Raw genomic sequence first — 23,205 nt, 5'->3', positions numbered from 1 at the left:
ACGTAACATTCTAAAGCTGAAGGGGCCTTATTTCATGAACGAAAAAAAAGAAAAAATCATTAAAGCAAGCATCCAATTGTTTGCGAAAAAGGGTTTTTCTTCTACGACCATTCAGGAAATTGCAGATGAATGCGGAATATCAAAAGGCGCATTTTATTTACATTTCAAATCAAAAGAACAGCTTTTCAACCGAGCGTTTGAATATTATATCGACACTTCGATGCAAACTATCGAAATGATTCGAAAAGAGAATCAGCATCTCGCGCCAAGAGAGATCTTTCAGAAACAAATCGCTGAACAGTTCCAGCATTTTGCTGAGAACAAGGATTTTATCATTCTGATCCTCAGCGAGAACATTATTCCGGAAAACCAGCAGATTAAAAAGTATTCAAAAACTGTGAAAAAGCAAATGAACGATGAAATTCAAATTTCCATCTTGACCACTTATGGACAGGAGATCGAACCATATGTAACTGACCTGTCAGTCATGATCCAAGGAATTATCCAATCATATGTGCAGGTTCTGCTTTTACAGGATAAAATGCAATTATCATTTGATGAGCTCTCATCCTTTATACTCGAACGGTTTGATGATCTGGTCCACGGCTTGCTTCGTTCTCAGACGAAGCCGATTTTGAAGCAAACCATTTGGGATGATGAAGCGCCGAGTGCTGCTTCCCTTCAAGAGGAGCTTCGTTCGTTAAAGCTTGAGCATCTGCTTTCAGATGATACCGTTGTATCCATTGAAGTGATTGAAGAAGAGCTGGCAAAAGCTGAACCTCGTAAGCCAGTCATCAAAGGGATGCTGACGAATTTAGAAAAGTGTGAGGACCCTGCTGTTCTTAGAGCAGTTGAGCAATTGAAGCTGTTTCTTCAGTAACATGACGTGCTGTTTTCGATTTAGCTCACCTTTTCCCCTTCGAATGTGCACTTTCGCTTATGCTTCATTATAAGAAAAGATTCTCTAAATTGATATACGGCGGTGGTCTGAATCTATGATAAGACCCTGTCATTTCAAGCAAAAAAAAACCGCCTATTACATAAGGCGGTTTTTTTCGATTTAGCGCTTTTTGATTTCTTCAAGGAGAATCTTGTTCACCATCGGCGGGTTAGCTTGGCCCTTCGATGCTTTCATGATTTGTCCGACTAAGAAGCCAATCGCGCGGTCTTTACCATTTTTAAAGTCTTCAATGGATTGCGGGTTGTTATCAAGTGCTTCAGTAACGAGTTTAAGCAGCGCACCTTCGTCAGAAATTTGAACAAGTCCTTTTTCTTTGACGATTGTTTCTGCATCTCCCCCATTTTCAATGAGCTCTTTGAATACCTTTTTCGCAATCTTAGAGGAAATCGTTCCTTTTTCAATGAGCTTGATCATGCCAGCAAGCCCTTGCGGTGTTAGCTTTGTATCGTTCAGCTCTTTTTGAGCAGAGTTTAAGTAAGCAGACACTTCACCCATGAGCCAGTTCGATGCTTGCTTCGCTTCTGCACCTTCTGAAATGGTCGCTTCAAAGAAATCAGACATTTCTTTCGTCAGCGTGAGTACCATTGCATCGTATGCAGGCAGTCCAAGCTCATCGATATAGCGTTTGCGGCGCTCGTCTGGAAGCTCTGGAATCGATGCTCTTACGCGTTCTTTCCACTCGTCATCAATGTACAGTTCCACCAAATCTGGTTCTGGGAAGTAGCGGTAATCATCAGATCCCTCTTTGACACGCATCAGGATCGTCTTTTTAGACGCTTCGTCATAACGGCGGGTTTCCTGTTCGATCAAGCCGCCAGAAAGCAATACTTGCTCTTGACGCTTCTCTTCGAATTCAAGGCCTTTTTGTACGAAAGCGAATGAGTTCAAGTTTTTGAGCTCTGTCTTTGTACCAAACTCTTCACGGCCGATTGGGCGAAGAGAAATATTGGCATCACAGCGAAGTGAGCCTTCTTCCATCTTACAGTCAGAAACGCCTGTATATTGAATAATAGATTTTAATTTTTCTAAGTAAGCATACGCTTCTTCTGGCGTGCGAATGTCTGGCTCAGATACGATTTCAACTAGCGGTGTTCCTTGACGGTTGAAATCGACGAGTGAGTAACCGTCGCCTGTGTGCGTCAGTTTCCCAGCATCCTCTTCCAAATGAAGACGCGTAATACCGATTCGTTTTGTTTTGCCTTCTACTTCAATTTCAATCCAGCCGTTTTCACCGATCGGTTTATCAAATTGAGAAATTTGATACGCCTTTGGGTTATCAGGATAGAAGTAGTTTTTACGGTCAAATTTTGTATCTGTTGCGATTTCACAGTTCAGCGCCATGGCCGCTTTCATCGCAAAGTTCACCGCTTCTTTGTTCAGTACAGGCAATACGCCAGGATATCCAAGGTCGATGACACTTGTTTGCGTGTTGGCAGCTGCACCAAAAGGTGTCGGCGAGCTTGAGAAAATTTTCGATTGTGTTTTTAGCTCTACGTGGACTTCAAGTCCAATTACCGTTTCAAAGTTCATTCTGATTCACCCCTTACAGTTCAGGTTTTGCTTTATGATGATCTGTTGCTTGCTCAAAAGCGTGAGCCACGCGGTACACTGTTCCTTCGTCAAAGTGCTTGCCGATGATTTGCAGTCCTAACGGAAGGCCATTTGCAAATCCACAAGGCACACTGATTCCTGGAACGCCTGCAAGGTTAACAGGGATCGTTAAAATATCGTTTGCATACATGGTTAGCGGGTCGCTTGTCTTTTCACCAATGTTAAATGCAGGAGTTGGTGTTGTTGGTCCTACAATGACATCATACTTTTCGAAAACATCTTCAAAGTCTTTTTTGATCAATGTACGGACTTTTTGTGCTTTTTTATAGTACGCATCGTAATATCCTGAGCTTAGCGCGAATGTACCAAGCATGATGCGGCGCTTCACTTCATCTCCAAAGCCTTCAGAACGAGTATTTTTGTATAAATCAATCAGGTTGTCTGCATTATCTGTACGGTAGCCATAGCGGATGCCGTCAAAACGTGCAAGGTTTGCAGATGCTTCTGAAGAAGACAGTAAGTAGTAAGTCGCAAGCGCATATTTAGAATGCGGAAGAGACACTTCTTCCCACGAAGCACCAAGTCCTTCTAATACTTTTAACGCTTGAAGAACAGATTCTTTTGCTTCCTCGCCAACGCCTTCGCCAAGGTATTCTTTCGGCACAGCAATTTTCAAGCCTTTGATGTCGCCAGTTAATGAAGAAAGAAAATCTGGGACATCGACATTTGCACTTGTTGCGTCCATTTGATCGACACCTGCAATCGCTTGAAGAACATATGCGTTGTCTTCTACATTACGTGTAATCGGACCAATTTGGTCTAATGATGAAGCAAATGCGATTAATCCGTATCTGGATACACGGCCATATGTCGGCTTAAGACCGACAACCCCGCAGAAAGATGCCGGCTGACGAATAGAACCGCCTGTATCTGAACCAAGTGAGAACGGCACTTCACCTGCTGCAACAGAAGCTGCTGATCCACCGCTTGATCCGCCTGGAACAGTGTTTAAATTCCACGGGTTTTTCGTCGCTTTGTATCCTGAGTTCTCCGTAGAAGATCCCATTGCGAATTCGTCCATATTTAATTTACCGATTGTGACTGCTTCAGCGTCTCTTAGACGGTTCACAACGGTTGCATCATAAATTGGATCAAAGTTTTGCAGGATTTTACTTGAAGCTGTAGTACGCAAATCCTTTGTAACAATGTTATCTTTCACACCGATCGGCATACCGAACAATAGGCCAAGCTCGTCCTTTTCACCTACTGCCTCGTCCAATTCCTTTGCATACGCACGTGCTTTCTCTTCGTCCAGTGCAAGGAATGCTTGTACTTTTCCGTCTACTTCATTGATTCGTTTATAAGACTCGTCCACTAAATCAGAAACAGACAGTTCCTTTTTATGTAAAAGCTCTTTTAATTCAGAAATTTTGTGATCAAACAGTGACATGTCTCGGCCTCCTTTAGTCCAAAATTGATGGCACACGAATATAGCCGTCTTTATGATCAGGCGCGTTTTTGACGACTGCCTCAATGGAAAGACCTTTATTCGGAACATCTTCTCTCATGACGTTTTTCATTTTTAATACGTGTGTAGTAGGTTCAACGTTTTCCGTATCTACCTCGTTTAACTGCTCTGCAAATGAAATAATGCTATCAAGCTGTTCTGTAAACATCTCAGCTTCTTCTTCTGTAATCGCAAGCCTTGCTAAATGGGCAACGTGCTTGACTTCTTCTATTGAAATTCTTGACATGCAGGTTCACCTCCAAAAATGATGCGTACTCGTGGTCATGATCATAAGTCATATACACTTTATCATATCAAATTTTACTGTTCTAAAGCAACTTTACGCAGGCTTGAGAAGGTAGCCATTCTTCCCAAACCAGAAAGTATGAAAATAATTTGTATCAGAGATTAAATATTTATCAGAAAATTTTTTCTTTTAAATGTTTTTGGTAGCGCTTACACATAGATTCTCATCAATCATTTACGCATTTTTTTACGTAAGAATGAGGTTTAAGAAGGTTGATCAGCAGGGAATACTCTGATAGGTTAAGTAACCATAGCAGTGAGCAACCATAGGAATTGGATGTTCTTGTATATTTTGAATGAGGTGATGTCAAATTAATACGAAAAAGGTGATATGGAAACATGAGTATTGAGATTGGAATTTCTCTAGCTATTTATTTTATTGGAATGCTGGCGATTGGCTGGTATGCATTTAGAAAAACAAATGACTTGAATGATTATATGCTGGGCGGACGCGGGCTGGGTCCTTACGTGACAGCTCTATCTGCTGGTGCTTCAGATATGAGCGGCTGGATGCTCATGGGACTTCCAGGCGCGATGTATACAACAGGGCTTTCGTCAGGATGGCTTGCTGTTGGTTTGATTAGTGGGGCTTACTTGAATTATCTATTTTTAGCTCCCCGCTTACGATCGTATACTGAGGTTGCTGATGATGCGATCACCATTCCAGACTTTTTTGACAAACGATTTAAAGATTCTTCTACTTTATTAAAAGCTGTCTCAGCAGTTATTATTATGATTTTCTTTACACTGTACACCTCATCAGGTATGGTTTCTGGCGGTCGTTTATTCGAATCTGCGTTTGGTGCCAATTATATCTTTGGTTTAATTTTAACCTCTAGTATCGTGATCTTATACACTTTATTCGGTGGCTTTTTGGCAGTGAGCTTAACTGATTTTGTTCAAGGAGCCATTATGTTTTTAGCATTAGTGCTCGTGCCGATCGTTGCCTTTACTCAATTAGGTGGCCCAATTGCCACGTATCAAGATATCCAACAAATTGATCCAAAATTGCTTGATATATTCAGAGGAACGAGCGTCATTGGCATTATTTCCTTCTTAGCATGGGGGCTTGGTTACTTTGGACAGCCGCACATCATTGTTCGATTCATGGCCATTACGACTGTAAAGGATTTAAAGCCAGCACGTCGCATCGGGATGAGCTGGATGATTGTGTCTGTTATTGGTTCACTGTCTGTTGGATTAGTCGGTGTAGCCTATGTACATGAGACTAGTACCACTTTAGCAGACCCAGAAACCATCTTTATTGTGTTTTCTAAGGTGTTATTCCATCCGTATATTACTGGATTTTTACTCTCTGCTATTTTAGCTGCGATTATGAGTTCGATCTCTTCACAGCTGCTTGTGACTGCAAGTGCAATGACAGAGGATTTATATCGAACCTTCTTTAGAAGAAAAGCGTCAGACAAAGAACTAGTGATGATTGGGCGTATGTCTGTATTGGTGGTTGCCATTATCGCGCTTTGTCTTTCACTTAATCCAAGTGATACCATTCTTGACCTTGTTGGTTATGCTTGGGCAGGGTTTGGATCTTCATTTGGTCCAGTTATCCTTCTATGCCTATATTGGAAGCGAATGAACCATCACGGTGCACTTGCAGGAATGGTTGTAGGGGCAGTTGTAGTATTAACATGGATTTCAACCGGCTTGAATAATACAACTGGTTTGTACGAAATGGTTCCAGGATTTATTTTGAGTGGTTTGACTGCCATCATTGTCAGCCTCTTGACCAATAAACCATCAAAAGCTTCTAAGAAGCTGTTTACCAAAATGGAAAATCATCTTGAAGAAGAAACAAAATAAAGAATTGAAGAGTCATCTGCCCTATGCGGATGACTCTCTTTTTAAATAAAATAAAAAGCTTTTCTTTCTTCAGAAACTGAATAAAATAAGAGTTGTGCAGCCATATGGGCTGTGAGAAGATCATATACATGTTGTGAAACGTACATGAAGTGAAAGGAGCGATATGCATGTTTTGGACAATTGAATGGGATACAGTCTTAAAATTAGCCGTGGCCACCTTAATCGGTCTGATTATCGGGCTTGAACGAGAGCTGAAGAAAAAGCCCCTCGGCTTAAAAACGTGTATTGTCATTGCTGTCAGCTCCTGCGTCTTAACCATCATCAGCATTGATGCAGCCTACAATTTCCCTCGAGTCTCTAAGCTTCAAATGGACCCACTCAGGTTACCGGCGCAAATTATATCTGGTGTTGGTTTTATTGGAGCAGGTGTGATTCTTCGAAAAAGCAATGATGTCATCTCAGGTCTCACGACTTCTGCGATGATCTGGGGAGCAGCAGGGCTTGGGGTTGCAACAGGTGCAGGGTTTTATAAAGAAGCCTTCCTCAGTCTTTTCTTTATTCTCATTAGTGTCGAATTCCTGCCATGGCTCTTCCAGCGGATCGGACCGATTCGCCTGCAGGAAAAAGAAATCCGCATCAGAATGTCTCTTTCTGACAGAAACCGCATGACCGATATTTTAAAAGAAATGAAAGCCCTCAATATCCGCATTCATTCTGTACGAATTGATGATTTAAAAGAAAAGGACTATCCGATCATGGAAGTACGCGTACGTGTGCATAAAGACCGCTATACAACCGATGTGTACTTTGATATTAAAGATCTAGAAGGCGTCGTTGGCGTGAAGTGTGATACGGTATAAAAGGTGATGAGACAAAAGGCTCATCACCTTTTTTATGGGAAAAGGGGTTGAACCATTTTGAAGATTCAAATAAAATACAAATTATGAAATAAATGATAAAAGGGGATTTTTCATGGGTTCTATGGATCGTAAAAAACGTATATTTTTTTTCAGCGGAATTCTAGCAGTACTCTTATTAGCTGTCCTTTTCACCTCACATTATGTCACTCCCGTATCAACGAATGCAGCAGACAAGAAACAAACGAAAACACCAAAAAATATTATTTTTATCGTTGGTGATGGAATGGGGATGCCCATGATCAAAGCCTACCGTACATTCAAGCAGGAAAAGCATGGTTCTGTAAAAGGAAAAACCGTCTGGGACCCTTATTTAGTCGGGATGCAGACCACACATCCAGATGATCCTCGAGATAATATTACTGACTCAGCTGCCGCAGCAACAGCCATGGCGACTGGAAAAAAAACATACAATGATGCCATTGCCGTCAATCATGAAAAACAACCTCTTAGAAGTGTCGTTGAAGCAGCAAAGGAAGCAAAAATGAAAACAGCCTTTGTTGTCTCATCTGACATCACCGATGCAACACCTGCCGCTTTTGGTACACATAACGTCTCCCGAAAAAATAAAGAACAAATTGCAGACCACTTTTTTGATGAGAAAATAGGAGGAGAGCACAAAGTTGATATCCTTCTAGGTGGCGGAATGCAATATTTTGACCGAAAAGACCGTAATCTAGTTCAAGAATTTAAGAAGAGCGGGTATTCCATTCTGCGATCAAAAGATGATCTAACCTCTCAATCATCTTCGAAAATGCTCGGCTTATTCCAGGAGGACGAGCTGGATCGAGCCATCGACCGTCCGAAGCATGTGCCTAAGTTAAAAGACATGACGCAGGCAGCACTCACCCAATTGAATCAAGATAATCAGCATGGTTTTTTCATGCTACTTGAAGGCAGTACCATTGATTCTGCAGGACATGAAAATGATGTGGTTGGCGCAATGAGTGAGATGGAGGATTTTGAGAAAGCAGTTCAAACAGCTCTCCAGTTCGCGAAAAAAGATCAAGAAACACTTGTCGTCATCACGGCAGATCATGCGACTGGCGGTTTTTCGTTTGGCACAGATGGGATGACAAGTGAGACTGGCTACAAATGGGACCCAGTGCCCATCTTAGCTGCTAAGAAAACACCTGTTTATATGGCTAAGAAAATCGCAGACGGACAATCTGTACGTGATGTCCTTCAGACCTATATTGAAGTTTCTCTCACAGAAGGTGAAATCTCACAGGTAGAAAAAGCAGCACAGTCAGGAAAGGCCAGTACGATCCAACTCAGCATTCAACATATTTTCGATCAGCGTTCTTTCTCAGGCTGGACAACCTTTGCCCATACAGGTGAGGATGTCCCTGTCTATGCATACGGACCTGGAAAAACAGCCTTCCAGGGCTGGATCGATAATACAAAGCAAGGAAAGAACCTGTTCCAAATCATTGAATCACCATCCACCTATCGTCCATAAAAACAATCCCCGCCTCATCATATAGGCGGGGATGTTTATTTTAAGATTGACTTAGCTTTGTAAAGTCAAACGTCGTTATAGGTGCTGCTTCTTCAATGTCGGAACGGAAGCCGGCGAGCATCGCCTTTTCTTCTTCTCCGATGTCAGCTAAATCAAATGCTTGATGCAGCAAGCCATAGATCAGCATGTGACGTAAACGTAGGAAATCAGGAATATAGGCAAGCCACTCATCTCCAAGTTCATTCTCTTCACGATAGCCTTTAAGGAACTGTTTCATAAAGTTTCCTGCAAAAGCAGCTTTGTCTTCGTATGGAATTACTGGGTACCACAAGACATTGTATAGCAAAATACTAATGTCATTCATAAACCAGTTGTACCCAATATCATCGAAATCGAAGGTCGTAATTTTCCCTTGATCCCAGTGGAAGTTTCCGTGATGAAGATCCGCATGAACCAATCCGTACGTATCTTGATTTTTCGGAAGCTTTGCCAGCTTTTCCATCAACCGATCCGCTTGTTCGAAAACAAGGGTCTGATCTGCCGGTACATATTTACGCAGTTTCAGCTGCTCCTCTTCATCCCACTCTTGTCTTTTGTAACGCGGGTCTGACAAATGATAGCTTTTTGTCAGTTTGTGCATGCGACCTGTGTACTGTCCAAGGGCATAAAATAATTCATCGTTCCAGTCCGCCTCTTCGACTTTACGACCTGGTGCTTTTTCATAGACTCGAAGCAGAAATGCGCCGCCCTGCCCATCGTCTACTTGCTCGATATCACGGCCATTTAATGAAGCAATTGGTTTCGCAACGGAAAGTCCGCCCTTCGCTAAGTGATGCAGCCATTCCATTTCACCTAAAATATAATCAGGTGATCTGCGGATGGTATGAGTAATTTTTAAAATGAAAGACTCTCCATCTTTTTTTAGTTCATACACATAGTTTTCTGCATCTGCGATAAAGTGGATATCACTTCGCTTGACCCCGTATAAATGAGTAGCCTCATCTAAAATTTTTGATTCTTCATATATGGCTTTTACATCTTTATGCATGCTGATTCTCCCTCTTCATATATTTTGCTAATTCGCGAATGGTGTGTTTTTCAGCAAAATTCAAATCATCAACATACCAACCCTTCTTTTCAATCTCTACTTCCATTTTGACAGCAAGTAAAGAATTTCCTCCTAAATCGAAAAAGTCGTTGTCAATTCCTACTTTTTCCACATGAAGAATGTCACACCAAATGTCTAAAAGTAATGCCTCACGTTCATTGGTTGGCTGTGCATAAAGTCTTTGATCCTGTGTAAATTTTGTCGTTAATAATGAACGTAGACTATCTTCATCATGTACCTCAAGGGCTTTTACATAACCGCTATGCAGCGTTTGATCTGTTTGAACCGTTTCCCATGTAAAACCTTTAGAAGCGAGATGACTTGCTGCCTCCATCTTGTGACCCTCTTTTTCTTCAGTCGAGTGCTGAGGAGGTGACAGGTGACCGGCGATTTGAATGTGATCACTCAATGAACCGATTTCCCCCACTTGTATACGATACGTTTGCTGCCCCTCGATCTCCTGGATCTGGTGCTCTTCCATAAATGACTTGAATAGTTCATTACGTCCGGTCGATACAAACGTAAATTCAATGGAAGAAAGCTGGTGCTGACGGCTGTATTCGGCGAGCCATGTCAGACATTTTTGCTCAATCCCTTTCCCTAGAGCACGGCAGCTTAGCATCCATGCATCAATTTTCAAGGTGTCGTCTGCATGATGAGCCAAGATCGCTCCTACAATCCCTTCATGACTGAAGCGGTCTGCTGCCTCAATGAGCCAGCCCTGAACATGCGCATTTTCCATCCTCTCTCTCAGCTGCTGTTCATCAAAGTGCTGATCATTTAAGCGGAATTGGTTAATACGGCTGCTCATTTGTGCCACACGCGCAAGGTGCTGCTCTCCCCACTCTGTTATACTCATGTGCAAGTTCAAATCTTGTAAAAATTGTTCCATTGACGGCGACTCTGCTTTCTCTTTTTGACGAGCTTTTTCAGCCTTGTAGCTCATGGTTCGCCCTCTATCCTCATCCGTAACATCATAACGGTCAAAAGCCCAAGCATGCTCAACAAATAATGGAATGGCTTTTTCATTGGCAGGTAAGAGCAATGTCATCACTTCTGGCAGCTCTTCATTCATTCGCAAGCACTGAGCTGGGTCATCATCTAAGAAAATAAACTGAGATAATGAAAGGTTCAGTGAATCTGCCATTTCTTTTAGATGTCCCGGTTTACTTTCCCAATTGATCCGCCAGTCGACAATATCGTCTTTTTGTAAGACCATATCTGGGTGGTTTTCAAACACACGCCACACATCTTCTTCATTATTTCTGCTGCTTAGCACAAGCAGCATTCCCTCTTGTTGTTTTTGCTTTAAGAAGTGCTGAAGCATTTGATGTTCTGGCGTAATGTCGATGCCTTCCACACCGTCTTCTGAAACAATACCTCTCCACAGCGTATGATCACAATCAATGGCCACTACCTTAAATGGTGCACCTTTCCATGCCACAATCTCTCGCGCGACTTTTGTACCGATGGCACCGCAAAAGACTTCAGTGAATGGGAGATGTGCGGCTTGCTCTCCTTTTTCATCAAAAATGTCATCGAGCTGATATTGCTGAGCAAGGTGACGACAGTCGATCAACTGAACACCGCCTATCTTAGATAACTGAGCAATCCACTCTTGTTCCACGTCTTGCAACGTGTCCCTAAGAGCCGCACTTATCGGGAGAATACCAACAAAATATAGGTTATGTTTTGTTTTTGATTTCAGAACGTTTACAAGTTCTTCTGCATGCTCTGAAGCCAGTTTTTTCTTTTCATCCAGTGAGAGATGGGCTGGACCAGCGATATCCTCTAGACGAATGAGGAGAAGATTTGCACCGTTTTTCTTCTGTGAGATAAGGCTGCGCTCATTTAACAGCTCCTGATACATCTGCCCATACGGTGCAAACTGAATATCGAACTGCACATCAAACTGCTTGGTCCAATACTGAATGTAAGGAGCAACTGGATCTGCTGTAAATGTCGAGCTGATTGTGAGCACAAGTGGTTCTTTTTTCTCTGCACGATCTCTTTTCTCTTTTGCTGCTTGTTCTTCTTCCTGTGAAAGCACAGCGAAATCCTTGAGCAGTTGATCTGGTGTTTGAACAGCTTGTTCGATCAAGTGTTGGAAGTGCTTGACGAAAGCTTGCATCGTTTCATGTTTAAACAGAGCAAGGTTGTATTGAAGGACGCACTTTAACTCACCCGTTACCTCTCTGACAACATCCATTTTCATATCGAGTTTGGAAATTCCCTTTGCAAACTCATGCGTTTCAAAGGTCAGTCCATCAGCTTCAATTTTAATATTCGGATCGTATTCATTGTGATAGATAAGCATCGTATCAAAGAATGGATTGCGATGCGGCCTTGTTTTTGGATTCAAATGCTCGACCATTTGGTCAAACGGGTATTCTTGATGGTCGTACGCATCGAGTAGTACTTGTTTTGTCTGTACCAATTGTTCTATAAAGGATGCTTCTTGTGCCATGTCTAGTTTGATTGGCAGGAAGTTCGTAAACATCCCGATCGTATGCTCAATATCTGCATGACGTCTTCCAGCCACAAGAGAACCGACAATCAGTTCTTGCTGATCGGCATAACGTGAGAGCAGCAGGCCATAAAGCTGGAACAAGATGACGTTATTGGTCAGCTGATATCGTTCAGCGAGCTGTTCAATTTTCTCAACGATGTGCGGTTCAATATTAAATTTGATCGCTCTTCCCAAAAAGGATTGTTCCTTTCGTTCAAAATCATATGGCATTGTCAAAGTCGGAACATTTGAGCCCATTTGCTCCTTCCAATAATCCTGCTGCTTTTGAAACATCTCGCTGCGGAAATATTTGTCTTGCCACACTGCATAATCTTTATATTGCACAGTAAGTTCCGGCAAGGTTTCCCCGCGATAGAGCTCAGTAAATTCTTTAATAAAGATGTTCATGCTCGCTCCATCAGCGACAATATTATGCATATCAACTAATAAAAGATGATCATCTTCTACAATTTTCACAAAACGCACACGAATCAATGGTGCAGCCTTTAAGTCAAATGGACGAATGAATTCATCGATTTGTGCTTCTAATTCTTGTTCATCAGCCTCAGTCATTTCAACAGCAAATTGAAAATCATCATGGACCCGCTGAACAGGTTCTCCATCCTTTAACTCAAAGGTCGTTCGCAAGGTTTCATGACGATCAATCAATTGCTTAAAGGTCTGTTCAAAGCGCTCGACGTCGATTTCACCTTTACATCTCAGAGCCATTGGCATGTTATATGAAGTCACTTGACCAATACGCTGATGAATGAGGAATGTTCGTCTTTGAGCGGCGGATAATGGGTACGTGTCTTTCTGTTCCACCTGTTCAATTTTGAAATATTGATGCTTCTCTGCCTTTTCAATGAATGCTTGGAGCTTCTCGATCGTCGGATGGTTGAACATATCTGTGAGTGTTAGTTCTACACCAAACTCTTTGTGAATTTGAGAAATAAGACCGGTCGCATTTAACGAATGTCCTCCAAGCTCAAAGAAGTGATCGTCTCTTCCCACCTTTTCAATACCTAAAATATCTTTCCACATCCGCTGTAATGTTGCTTCTATACCATTCGCCTCAGTGGATTGATATTGATTGCTTTCTTCTATTTCCTGCCCTTTGTTTTCCTTCGGCACAACCATTTGCACACCTGAAGGCGAGGATAACGCGGCTGTATCTCCCTTTTCAATCCAATATCTTTGTCGTTCAAACGGATAAGTTGGCAGGGATACTTTTTGATTCGATTTCTGTTTTCGTAATTTTGTCCAGTCCACAGGCACTCCTTGAAGCCAGATGTCACCCAATCTTCCCAGCAGGTAGCGGTCATCTGCTGCCTCTTCTTTCGGGTGACGCATCAATGGAATCGGCTGCTGATGGTGATCCTTTGAGACTTGACGAATAAAGGCGCTTAACGTATTCCCCGGTCCAACTTCAATAAAAATGGGATCAAGCTCCGTTAATAATGTCTCTGCTCCATCACGGAAACGAACTGCTTGCCGCAAGTGATCAGCCCAGTATGCTGGATCTTGCACTGCTTCATGTTCAATCCACGTACCTGTGACGTTAGAAATATACGGGATAGATGGCGCATTCAATTGATACTCAGCTACCTTTTCTTTGAATGATGGCAGGATATCATCCATCATTTTTGAGTGGAAGGCATGAGAGGTGTGAAGCTTTCTGCACCCATGTCCAGCTGCCTCCAGCTTCTCAGCGAGTGCATCAATAGATGCCGTCTCACCAGACACCACACATAACTCAGGTCCATTTACTGCCGCAAGTGAAAGGTCATCCGTCAAATATGACAGCACTTTCTGTTCACTCAAAGGTACGCTCAGCATAGAGCCTTTTGGAAGCTGGCTAATCAGCTGTCCGCGATAACAGACGAGATCTACGGCATCTTCAACAGACAGTAAACCAGATACGGCAGCAGCAGTGTATTCTCCAATACTGTGACCGATCATCGCCTGCGGTTTGATGCCAAAATGCATCAGCAATTTAGCCAAAGCGTATTCCATACTAAACAGAAGCGGCTGTGTATATTCGGTTTGGTTAATCAATTGAGGATCATCACTTGCTTCTGTTGAGAATAAAATGCTGAACGGGTCAACTGAGACATGCTGTTTGAATTGATTCAAGCATTGATCCAGCGCTTCCTTAAAAACTGGATACTTGTCATAAAGCTGACGCCCCATGTCTACATACTGAGATCCTTGGCCTGGGAAAAGAAAGACGATTGGCCGGCTCGATGTTTGAGAGCTTGCCGTCTTGACCACCTCTTTTGACCTTTGATTCAGCGCCTGTAACATGTCAGCTGTATCACTTCCAAGAATGACACGTTTATGCGGGAAATGATGGCGCCCTGTTTGCAGCGTATAGGCGACATCACTTAAACGAATATGCTGCTGATGCTGAAGTAAATAGTCAGCAAGGCGATCCGTCATTTTTTCAAGGGCTGCCGGTGTTTTCGCAGATAATAAAAGAAGTTCACTATCTTCTGTGCGATCTGCTGGGACACGTGCAGCAGGTGCTTCTTCTAAAATGACATGAGCGTTTGTTCCACCAATCCCAAATGAGCTTACACCTGCCCTGCGAGGAGATGCCTGCTCGCTCCATGGTGTCAAATCCGTATTTACAACGAATGGAGAATCAGCAAATTCAATTTTTTCATTCGGTGTTTCAAAATGAATCGTTGGCGGAATCACTTGATGCTTTAAGCTTAATACGGTTTTAATAAAGCCAGCGACACCTGATGCATCATTCAAATGACCAACATTTGATTTGACAGAACCAATGCGGCAAAAGCCTTTTTTATCTGTATCAAACGCTTGCTTGAGTGCTTCAATTTCAATCGGATCTCCTAGTGTTGTTCCGGTTCCATGTGCTTCAATATAAGAAATGGATTCAGGTTCAACCTCGGCCATTCGAAGTGCTGTCTTAATAGCTGATACTTGGCCTTTCGTACTCGGTGCCGTATACCCTACTTTTCTATTTCCATCATTATTAATAGAAGATCCTTTAATGACAGCATAAATGTGATCGCCGTCTTCAATTGCATCCTCTAAATTTTTTAAAATAACAGCTCCTGCACCATCTCCAAAAACGGTTCCATCTGCTTTATTATCAAAAACGCGGCAGTGACCGTCGGAAGAATGGATCATTCCTTCTTGATATAGATAACCCGATTTTTGCGGCAGGCGAATGGACACACCGCCTGCAACAGCCATATGACAGTCTCCGCTTAATAAAGCCTGAACAGCTAAATGAATCGACACCATCGAGGTCGAGCAGGCGGTTTGCACCACCATACTCGGTCCTTTTAGATTTAATTTATACGAAATCATCGTCGCCAAATAGTCACGCATATTTAGAACAGCAGCTTCCAGCGTTTTTGAATCCTCACCTTGAGCTGCCCCTTGAAGTGCTCTCATGACCCATTCTGTATTGATTCCTGCACCTGTATAAAGACCGATTTGCCCTTTATATTCAAACGGATCATACCCAGCATCTTCAAGTGCCGTCCAAACACATTCATGAAACAGTCTGAACTGCGGATCCATCATAGCCGCTTCCTTTGGAGTATAGTCAAAGAAATCCGCATCAAATAAATCGACATCGTCAAGCATCCCTTTTGCTTTGACAAAACGAGGGTTTTTCAATAAGGCTTCATCTGTACCTTCACTTCGTAATTCTTCCTCTGTAAAAAAGGAGATTGTTTCTTTTCCCTTTTTCAGATTCTCCCAGTATTCATCTACGTTTTTGGCACCTGGAAAACGACCTGCAAGACCGATAACAGCAATTTCTGCGCCATGATAGTGATTCGTTGTATCATTCATTCTCGATTCCGCCTCTCAATCTTTTATTCCGTTGCTGTTTAAAACGAGCTCTTCGATCACCTGATGTGACGACGGCTAGTTCTTCTTCCATCGTATCTTCCTTCGATTCCTCAGAAGGCTGAATATATTTTGCAAGCTCTGCGACAGATGGGTACGTAAACAAGGTCACCACTGCTTCATTTGTTTGAAGTGCTTGATTTAACCGATTGGTCACTTGAACAATATCCAGCGAGCTTGCACCTAAATCAAAGAAGTTGTCGTGAATGCCCACTTGCTCCATGCCCATAAAATCCTGCCACACTTGACAGATCACTTTTTCAGTTTCATTTCGAGGAGCCACATACGGATTGCCCAGCTCTGGTCTTTCGTGCTTAGACACTTCATATGAATCCGCACTCGCTACAGCCTTCGATTCTAATGACAGCCATTGATCTATCCGTTCTTCAAGATTTCCTGTGGACACGAGCATGTGACGATTCTGTCGGTTAGACAGAACATATTGGAACAGCTCAGCACCCTCTTCTGGTAAAATCGCAAGCTCATTAATCGATTCACCAATTGTGGATTCTAGCTCACCCCAGAAATTCCACGCATCCCAGTTCACACACATCCATGGGGTTTGACTATTTTGATTGAGTCTAGCTGCAAATGCGTCCATATATAAGTTAGCTGCTGAGTAAGCAGAGAATCCTAAGCCTCCGAGCAGTGCACTTATGGATGAAAAGAGGAGACAAAAATCCGCTTGTTCTTGCTCCAGCAGCTGCTCTAGCACATCGAGCCCTTTCACTTTTGATTGGAATTGATCCTCTCCCTGCGCCAGTGTAGATGGGATATCTTTAATAGCTCGGAAGGATGTACTTCCTGGTAATCCTGCCGCATGGAACACACCATCAACGCCGCCATGCTTTTTGCGAATGATTTCAAAAACATGTTTCATCTGCTTAAGATCTCCTGCATTCGCCTGCACCGCTTCTACTGTTGCACCTAATCGTTCAAGCTCGAGTACCTTCTTAATTCTCGTACGCTGCGCTTCATCGGCATTCTCTTGTTGAACATATGACGCCCATTCATCTCTTGGCGGCAATGCCGTTCTTCCTGTTAAATAAAGATGAACATTTCCTTCTTTCGCCAGCATCTTTGATAGAACAAATCCAATGCCGCCTAAACCACCCGTGATGAGATACACACCATTTGACCTGATCAGTTTCGGAAGTCCATCTTCTTTTTGCAGCGGTAAACGTTTGTAGCTCTGCACCCAGCGTTGACGATTGCGATACGCTACAAGCTGGTCTTTTCCAGGCTGCATAATTTCCTGCCCAATAAGATCGACAAGCTCCTGTTCCTTCCAAGTCATAACATCCGGCACATCTTCCACATCGATATTCCAGCATTTAATGTGATGGTATTCCTGTGAAATGACTTTAACCGGCCCAAGCATTGCGCTTTTCTCTGCACATATCATCTCATTCCCTGTAACTGGCTGAATTCCGCTAGTGACAGTAAACAAACGGCATTCTCGAATATTTTTTTGTGCAGCAATCGCTTGAGATAAGAAAATTAAGCTGTAATAGCCCTTTTCAATGTGCGTCTGAAAGGCAGCTTGGCGATTCAAGCTGTCCTCTTCTTTCGCAGATTCCCATAAATGCAGAATCCGATTGATATTGATACCTTTATTAGACAATGAATCTAGCATGTTTCTGTAGTGCTTACCTTCTGCCGGATTGATCGTAAACGCCTGCTCCAGCTCTTGATAGACCTCACCCTTTGTGACAAAAATGACCTTGATTCCTTGTTGTTTGAATGATTGTGCAAACAGTTCATGAAAGGCATCCTGTTCCTTGAAAATGAGCCACGTTTGCTCTTCTGGTTCTTTTTCGAAAACTGGTTTTAGCGGCTGCTGCTCCCATGAAGGCAGATAGAACCATTCTTCCATCTCTTTTTTCTTCGTTTCCTTAGGAACGGACAGCTGCGGAGAAGCGGGCTTTCCTGCTTCAATCCAATATCGTTTTCGTTCGAATGGATATGTGGGAAGCGATACAAGCTGTCGTTCCTCTTGAGTTGGACGCGGCTGCGTTTTGACCTCATAACCGCCTGCCCATAGCTCTCCTATACGTTTTAAGAAATACGCATGGTCATCCGCTTGTTCCCTTGCATGCCTCACCATATTTAGGACATCATGATGAGACTCTTTGTTTTCATGACGTTTCGCTAATGCCGTCAAGCTGTTTCCAGGTCCGACCTCAATGAGAGCTCGTACTTCATCGGTTAACAGCTGTGATAAACCTTCATGAAAACGAACGGTTCCACGCAGATGGTTAGTCCAATAAGATGCTGTCATCACCTCTTCATTTGTCGCCCAAGTGCCTGTCACATTTGATATGAACGGGATCGTCGGCTCATGCAGTTCTACTTTCTCTACGAATTGTTGAAACGCCTCAAGCATCGGCTCCATCATATAGGAATGAAAAGCATGAGAAGTATGGAGCTGTCTTGTCACAATTCCTTTGTCCTGTAATTTCTTTTCAAAAGCGGTGATATGCTCTTCTTTACCAGAAACGACACAAAGGTCTTTTGCATTGACTGCAGCAATCGAAAGCGATTCATCGATGATCGAATTCAGCTCCGCCTCGGGTAGTTGCACACTAAGCATGGCGCCTTTTTCCATTCCTTGCATCAATCTGCCTCTTGCCATGACGAGTGTTAATGCTGACTCCAGAGAAAAGACCCCTGACAAGCAAGCGGCAACATATTCGCCGATACTGTGCCCAATCATTGACTCTGGCTCAACACCGCTATGCTGAAGTAATTTTGCTAATGCGTACTCAAATATAAAGAGAAGCGGCTGAGCATTTGACGTTTTTGTGATGTCTTCATTCGTTTCATTCTCTGGAAAAACAATGCCTTTTAAATCAACTTGCTCCGTCTCCATTACATATTTGAAGCATCTATCCACTTCCCATTTGAACACTGGTTCTGCATCGTATAATTCGCGCATCATGCCAGCATATTGAGCACCTTGACCTGAAAACATAAAGGTAGCTTTACGCCATTTTTTGCTTCGGAACACACTGGTTTCAAGATGTTTCTGCTGCAGCCATTCATCAGCAGACGCAAGCACGATCGCTTTTCGATATGGAAATTGCTTTCTGCCATAACGCAATGTATAAGCAATATCTTCAAGCGGAACTTCAGGATGCTGTATCACATACTGCTTTAATTGATCTGTCATTTTCGCTAAAGCGGTATCCGTTTTTGCAGATAAAACGAGCAGCTGCTTTTGCTTAGAAGCTGACTTTTGTTTCACACGTATGCCTTCTTCTATGATCATATGGGCATTTGTCCCGCCGATACCGAAAGAACTAACCCCTGCTCTTCTCGGCTTATCTGATTCCTTCCAATACAGCGCCTTTTGATTCACATAAAACGGTGTATCTTTAAAAGGAATCTCCTGATTGGGTGATTCATAATGAATGGTTGGCGGGATCGTTTTGTGCTGAATAGCCAAAATGGCTTTAAACAGACCTGCAATCCCTGCCGCACTATTTAAATGTCCGACATTACTTTTAACTGAACCGATTGGGATTGTCAGCGGCTCTGTTCCTTTGAACACTTGGCTAAGGGCGGATACTTCAATTGGATCTCCCATTTTTGTCCCCGTACCATGCGCTTCTAAATAACCGATAGACGCGGGATCTATACCTGATTTTTCATACGTTTCTTTTAATACCTCTGCCTGCCCTTCCACACTCGGAGCGGTAAAACCAGCTTTTCGGCTGCCATCATTGTTTACGCCAACCCCTTTGATGACCGCATGAATCGGGTTGCCATCTCTTATCGCATCTTCATAACGTTTTAACAGAACGATCCCCGCTCCATCTCCGAAAATGGTTCCGCTCGCCTCTTGGTCGAACGGACGGCAATGGCCATCTTTTGATTGAATCATTCCATCTTGATAAATATAGCCGATATTTTCTGGAGAACTAACCGTCACACCTCCAGCCAGTGCTGCATCACATTCTTGATTCAATAATGCTTGACAGGCCATGCCAATGTTGACAAGTGAGGTCGAACAAGCTGTCTGCATCGTCACACTAGGCCCGTGTAGATTCAATTTATAAGAAAGTTGCGTACTAAAGAACTCACGATCATTTAACAGCATTGCGCTGAATTGCTCGGTTGCTTCCATTTGATGTGCAAAGCGTGTCAGCCATTCATGATTTGGGCTTGTTCCTGTATAAACTCCAATTTTCCCTGCCATTCTATCAGGGTCACAGCCAGCATCCTCCAGCGCTTCCCAAGCACATTCATGCAAGAGCCTGAATTGTGGATCCATTAGCTCTGCCTCTCTAGCAGAATAGTTGAAGAAATCTGCATCAAAACCTTCAATTTCTTGTAAACGTCCTTTTGCTCCAATGAAATTCGGATGCTGATAGACTGACGCATCCAGCCCTGCTTTCTTGAGTTCTTCTTCTGTGAAAAAGTGAATCATTTCTTCGCCATTCACAAGACGCTGCCAAAAGTCTTCTAGCGATGAAGCCCCTGGGAATCTTCCTGCCATTCCGACAATCGCAATATCTGAATTTTCCTGTGATGTATTTCTTTTTGGGAAAGAAGCTGGTGTTTGCTCACGTTCCGTTTGTTCTTTAAATAAGTATTCAGAAAGACTTGCAACTGTAGCAAATCGATACAATTGAACAGTGTCAATTTGTTGATCCAATCGCTCAGAGATTTTTGCTGCAAGCTGAGATATATCAAGTGATGTCGCACCAAATTCAAAAAATGGCGAGTCATCATCCATTTGATCAAATCCAAAATGAGTTTGAACAATGGTGTGAATATCTTTTTGTAAAGAGGCGAGTGAAGGAAAGTCACGCTTCACAGCCTTCGGCTTTTGTGGTTCAATAGCTGCCATCGTTTTTGTTTGTACAGAGAAATCTGTTTTATGAAATGGATAGCCTGGAAGCGGAATGCGCTGCCTATTCTTCTCCTCTGTTAAAGGAAAAGCTAAGTCGACCCCCATTTCCCAAAGAACACCTGCGACTTGCATCAGGTCTCCATCAAGTGGTTCGGTTGTTTTTTCTGCTCCCTTTTCAACCACAATTCCTTGTTTCTTTGAAAGATCAATCATCAAGGCTGGTGATTCTTGCTTGAACAAAGGCGATTTTACAGGCTGTTCTATATCAAGGAAACGCATTGCAGACGATGGATCGAAAGCAGTTAGTTCCTCCCCTGTCTGCGCAATGTAAACAGGCTGTTGGAGTGTCTTCTGAGGCAATGCAGCCAGCTTTTGATTGATCATCTGGTTGTCATGAAGGCGGTATACAATAGATGCCGCCTCTGTTAGCTCAAGCCCATCTGCTGCACATAAAGCTGTCCACACCCCGCTGCCCTCTCCAATCCATACGTCTGGTTCAATTCTAAGTGATCTTAGCTGGCTGGCAAAAGCCAATGTCATGATCAGCATAGCCACTTCTGCGTGACCGTTTTGTTTGAAATGGAACAGATCGTCTTTTTTAATAGGTATCACGGATTGGACGAGGCTCATTAAACGATCCACTTCTGTTTTAAATGAAAGATCTTTCTCATACAGCTTGATGTAATCACGTAATCCTGCTTCATGAAAACCAGTCAGCCTCATGTTTATCCGCTTATAAAGAAGACTTTCTCTGCCTGGCGTCTCTTCGTTTAGCACATGCAGCTGTTCTAATAATTCATCACGTGTGGAACAGACAAGCGTTTTTCGATATTTGAAGGCTTTTCTTCCCCTTTGTAAGGTATAAGCTGCTTGACCAAGTGAGAGTTCATGATGTGAGGAGACATATTCCTTCAAGTTTTTTGTCATGTTCTTCAAATCATGCGTTGATCTGGCTGACAGCACGATTAATTCTTTGGAGAAGGTCGTGCTGTTTGCTTCTCTCGGCTTTGCCTCTTCTAAGATGACATGGGCATTTGCTCCCCCTATACCAAAGGCACTGACTCCAGCTCTCCTTGGCAAATGAGACGTCTTCCACTCCTCTTTATCTGTTCCAACATAAAATGGCGTTTGATCAAATGGAATACGGTGATTCGGCTTCTCAAAGTGCGGCATTGGAGCAAATTGTCGATGATGCAGCATCATGACTGTTTTGATAAAACCAGCTACACCGCTGGCGGCATCTAAATGCCCAATATTGGCTTTGACTGACCCAAGTCGGCAAAAGCCTTTTTGCTCTGTTTGAAAAGCACGAGTAAGTGCCTCAATCTCAATCGGATCTCCAACAGGCGTACCTGTTCCATGTGCTTCGATATATGAAATTGTCTCTGGCTCTGTTTCGGCCATTTCTAAAGCAGATTCAATGACACTTGCCTGTCCACTGACACTAGGGGCTGTATAGCCGACTTTGTTGCTTCCATCATTGTTCGTTGCAGATCCTTTTACAACGGCATAAATAAAATCTCCGTCTTCTATCGCATCTTTTAACCGTTTTAGTGCAACAACGCCTGCACCTTCACCAAAAATGGTCCCTTTTGCTTTTTCATCAAACGGACGGCAATGTCCATCAGGGGAATAAATCATTCCTTCTTGGTATTGATATCCTGTGATCTGTGGCTGATGGAGTGTGACGCCCCCCGCTAGTGCAAGGTCACATTCGCCGCCGATTAATCCTTGGCAGGCCATATGGATAGCAACAAGCGACGTGGAGCAAGCCGTTTGCACTGATACACTTGGTCCTTTTAGATTTAATTTATAGGCAACCCGGGAAGCGAAGGACGGGTCATTGAGATGCATGATTTGAAACACATCTTCATTCTTTTCAAGAGACGACATATGCTGCCCCATCCACGATAAATTGCTAGATGCCCCGGCATAAAGGCCAATTAACCCTTCGTATTGCTCAGGCTCATAGCCAGCGTCCTCTAGCGCATGCCATGTGCATTCGTGCATCAATCGAATTTGCGGGTCCATAATGGATGCCTCTCGCGGAGAGTAGCCAAAAAAGTCTGCATCAAAAGAAGATGCATTCTCTAAATATGGCTTCGCCTTCACATAATCAGACCGTTTTAACAGCGTCTCATCTACACCCGCTGCCTTTAATTCTTCATCAGTGAAAAACGTAACGGATTCTTTCCCTTGCGATATATTTTCCCAAAACGATTGGACATTCGGTGCTCCGGGAAACGTACCTGCTAATCCTACGACTGCAATTTCAAATCCAGATTCGATCCATTGCTCTTGATCAGACATACGC

The 23,205-nt window shown here is 43.0% G+C and carries 10 protein-coding genes; 4 read left to right on the top strand and 6 right to left on the bottom strand.

The window, feature by feature from the left end:
- Positions 1–34 precede the first annotated feature (34 nt).
- Positions 35–880: a TetR/AcrR family transcriptional regulator gene (locus tag MHB67_RS03370; RefSeq protein ID WP_311165085.1), complete on the top strand. Its 846-nt coding sequence runs from the start codon at positions 35–37 to the stop codon at positions 878–880.
- 180 nt (positions 881–1,060) lie between these two features.
- On the opposite strand, the gene gatB is transcribed toward MHB67_RS03370, so the two are convergent.
- Genes gatB through gatC form a run of 3 tightly spaced genes read right to left on the bottom strand, consistent with a single transcriptional unit; the run spans position 1,061 to position 4,266 of the window.
- The gene (gene gatB, locus MHB67_RS03365) at positions 1,061–2,491 is read right to left on the bottom strand and encodes an Asp-tRNA(Asn)/Glu-tRNA(Gln) amidotransferase subunit GatB (RefSeq protein ID WP_024426678.1); all 1,431 of its coding nucleotides are present in this window, start codon (positions 2,489–2,491) and stop codon (positions 1,061–1,063) included.
- A gap of 13 nt (positions 2,492–2,504) precedes the next feature.
- Complete coding sequence (gatA, locus tag MHB67_RS03360) at positions 2,505–3,962, bottom strand: Asp-tRNA(Asn)/Glu-tRNA(Gln) amidotransferase subunit GatA (RefSeq protein WP_024424550.1); 1,458 nt, start codon at positions 3,960–3,962, stop codon at positions 2,505–2,507.
- A 13-nt stretch (positions 3,963–3,975) separates the two neighbouring features.
- A complete protein-coding gene (gene gatC / locus MHB67_RS03355; protein ID WP_024424549.1) occupies positions 3,976–4,266 on the bottom strand; it encodes an Asp-tRNA(Asn)/Glu-tRNA(Gln) amidotransferase subunit GatC in 291 nt (96 codons plus the stop codon).
- A 398-nt stretch (positions 4,267–4,664) separates the two neighbouring features.
- Here gatC and putP point away from each other — a divergent pair, with 398 nt between their 5' ends.
- The 3 genes from putP to MHB67_RS03340 all read left to right on the top strand — a co-directional run bounded on the left by putP (position 4,665) and on the right by MHB67_RS03340 (position 8,525).
- Complete coding sequence (gene putP, locus MHB67_RS03350) at positions 4,665–6,146, top strand: sodium/proline symporter PutP (RefSeq protein ID WP_103132287.1); 1,482 nt, start codon at positions 4,665–4,667, stop codon at positions 6,144–6,146.
- Positions 6,147–6,307: 161 nt separating this feature from the next.
- Positions 6,308–7,006: an MgtC/SapB family protein gene (locus tag MHB67_RS03345; RefSeq protein ID WP_171464090.1), complete on the top strand. Its 699-nt coding sequence runs from the start codon at positions 6,308–6,310 to the stop codon at positions 7,004–7,006.
- A 112-nt stretch (positions 7,007–7,118) separates the two neighbouring features.
- Positions 7,119–8,525, top strand: coding sequence for an alkaline phosphatase (locus MHB67_RS03340; protein WP_025092650.1), 1,407 nt, complete (start codon positions 7,119–7,121; stop codon positions 8,523–8,525).
- A 40-nt stretch (positions 8,526–8,565) separates the two neighbouring features.
- Here the strand turns inward: MHB67_RS03340 and MHB67_RS03335 are convergent, their stop codons facing one another.
- Genes MHB67_RS03335 through MHB67_RS03325 form a run of 3 tightly spaced genes read right to left on the bottom strand, consistent with a single transcriptional unit; the run spans position 8,566 to position 23,201 of the window.
- Positions 8,566–9,573 (bottom strand): phosphotransferase enzyme family protein, encoded by a 1,008-nt coding sequence (locus MHB67_RS03335; protein ID WP_025092649.1) that lies wholly within the window; start codon positions 9,571–9,573, stop codon positions 8,566–8,568.
- Positions 9,566–15,976 (bottom strand): HAD-IIIC family phosphatase, encoded by a 6,411-nt coding sequence (locus tag MHB67_RS03330; RefSeq protein WP_342492787.1) that lies wholly within the window; start codon positions 15,974–15,976, stop codon positions 9,566–9,568. The genes MHB67_RS03335 and MHB67_RS03330 overlap by 8 nt, the downstream gene beginning before the upstream one ends.
- Positions 15,969–23,201: an SDR family NAD(P)-dependent oxidoreductase gene (locus MHB67_RS03325; RefSeq protein WP_342492786.1), complete on the bottom strand. Its 7,233-nt coding sequence runs from the start codon at positions 23,199–23,201 to the stop codon at positions 15,969–15,971. Before MHB67_RS03325 ends, MHB67_RS03330 begins: the two co-directional genes overlap by 8 nt.
- Between the last annotated feature and the right edge of the window lie 4 nt (positions 23,202–23,205).

The sequence above is a fragment of the Bacillus sp. FSL H8-0516 genome (genome assembly GCF_038635285.1).
GTDB lineage: Bacteria > Bacillota > Bacilli > Bacillales > Bacillaceae > Bacillus > Bacillus safensis.
The sequence above is the reverse complement of the archived record's forward strand: the minus strand, read 5'-3'. Positions and strand labels throughout refer to the sequence as shown.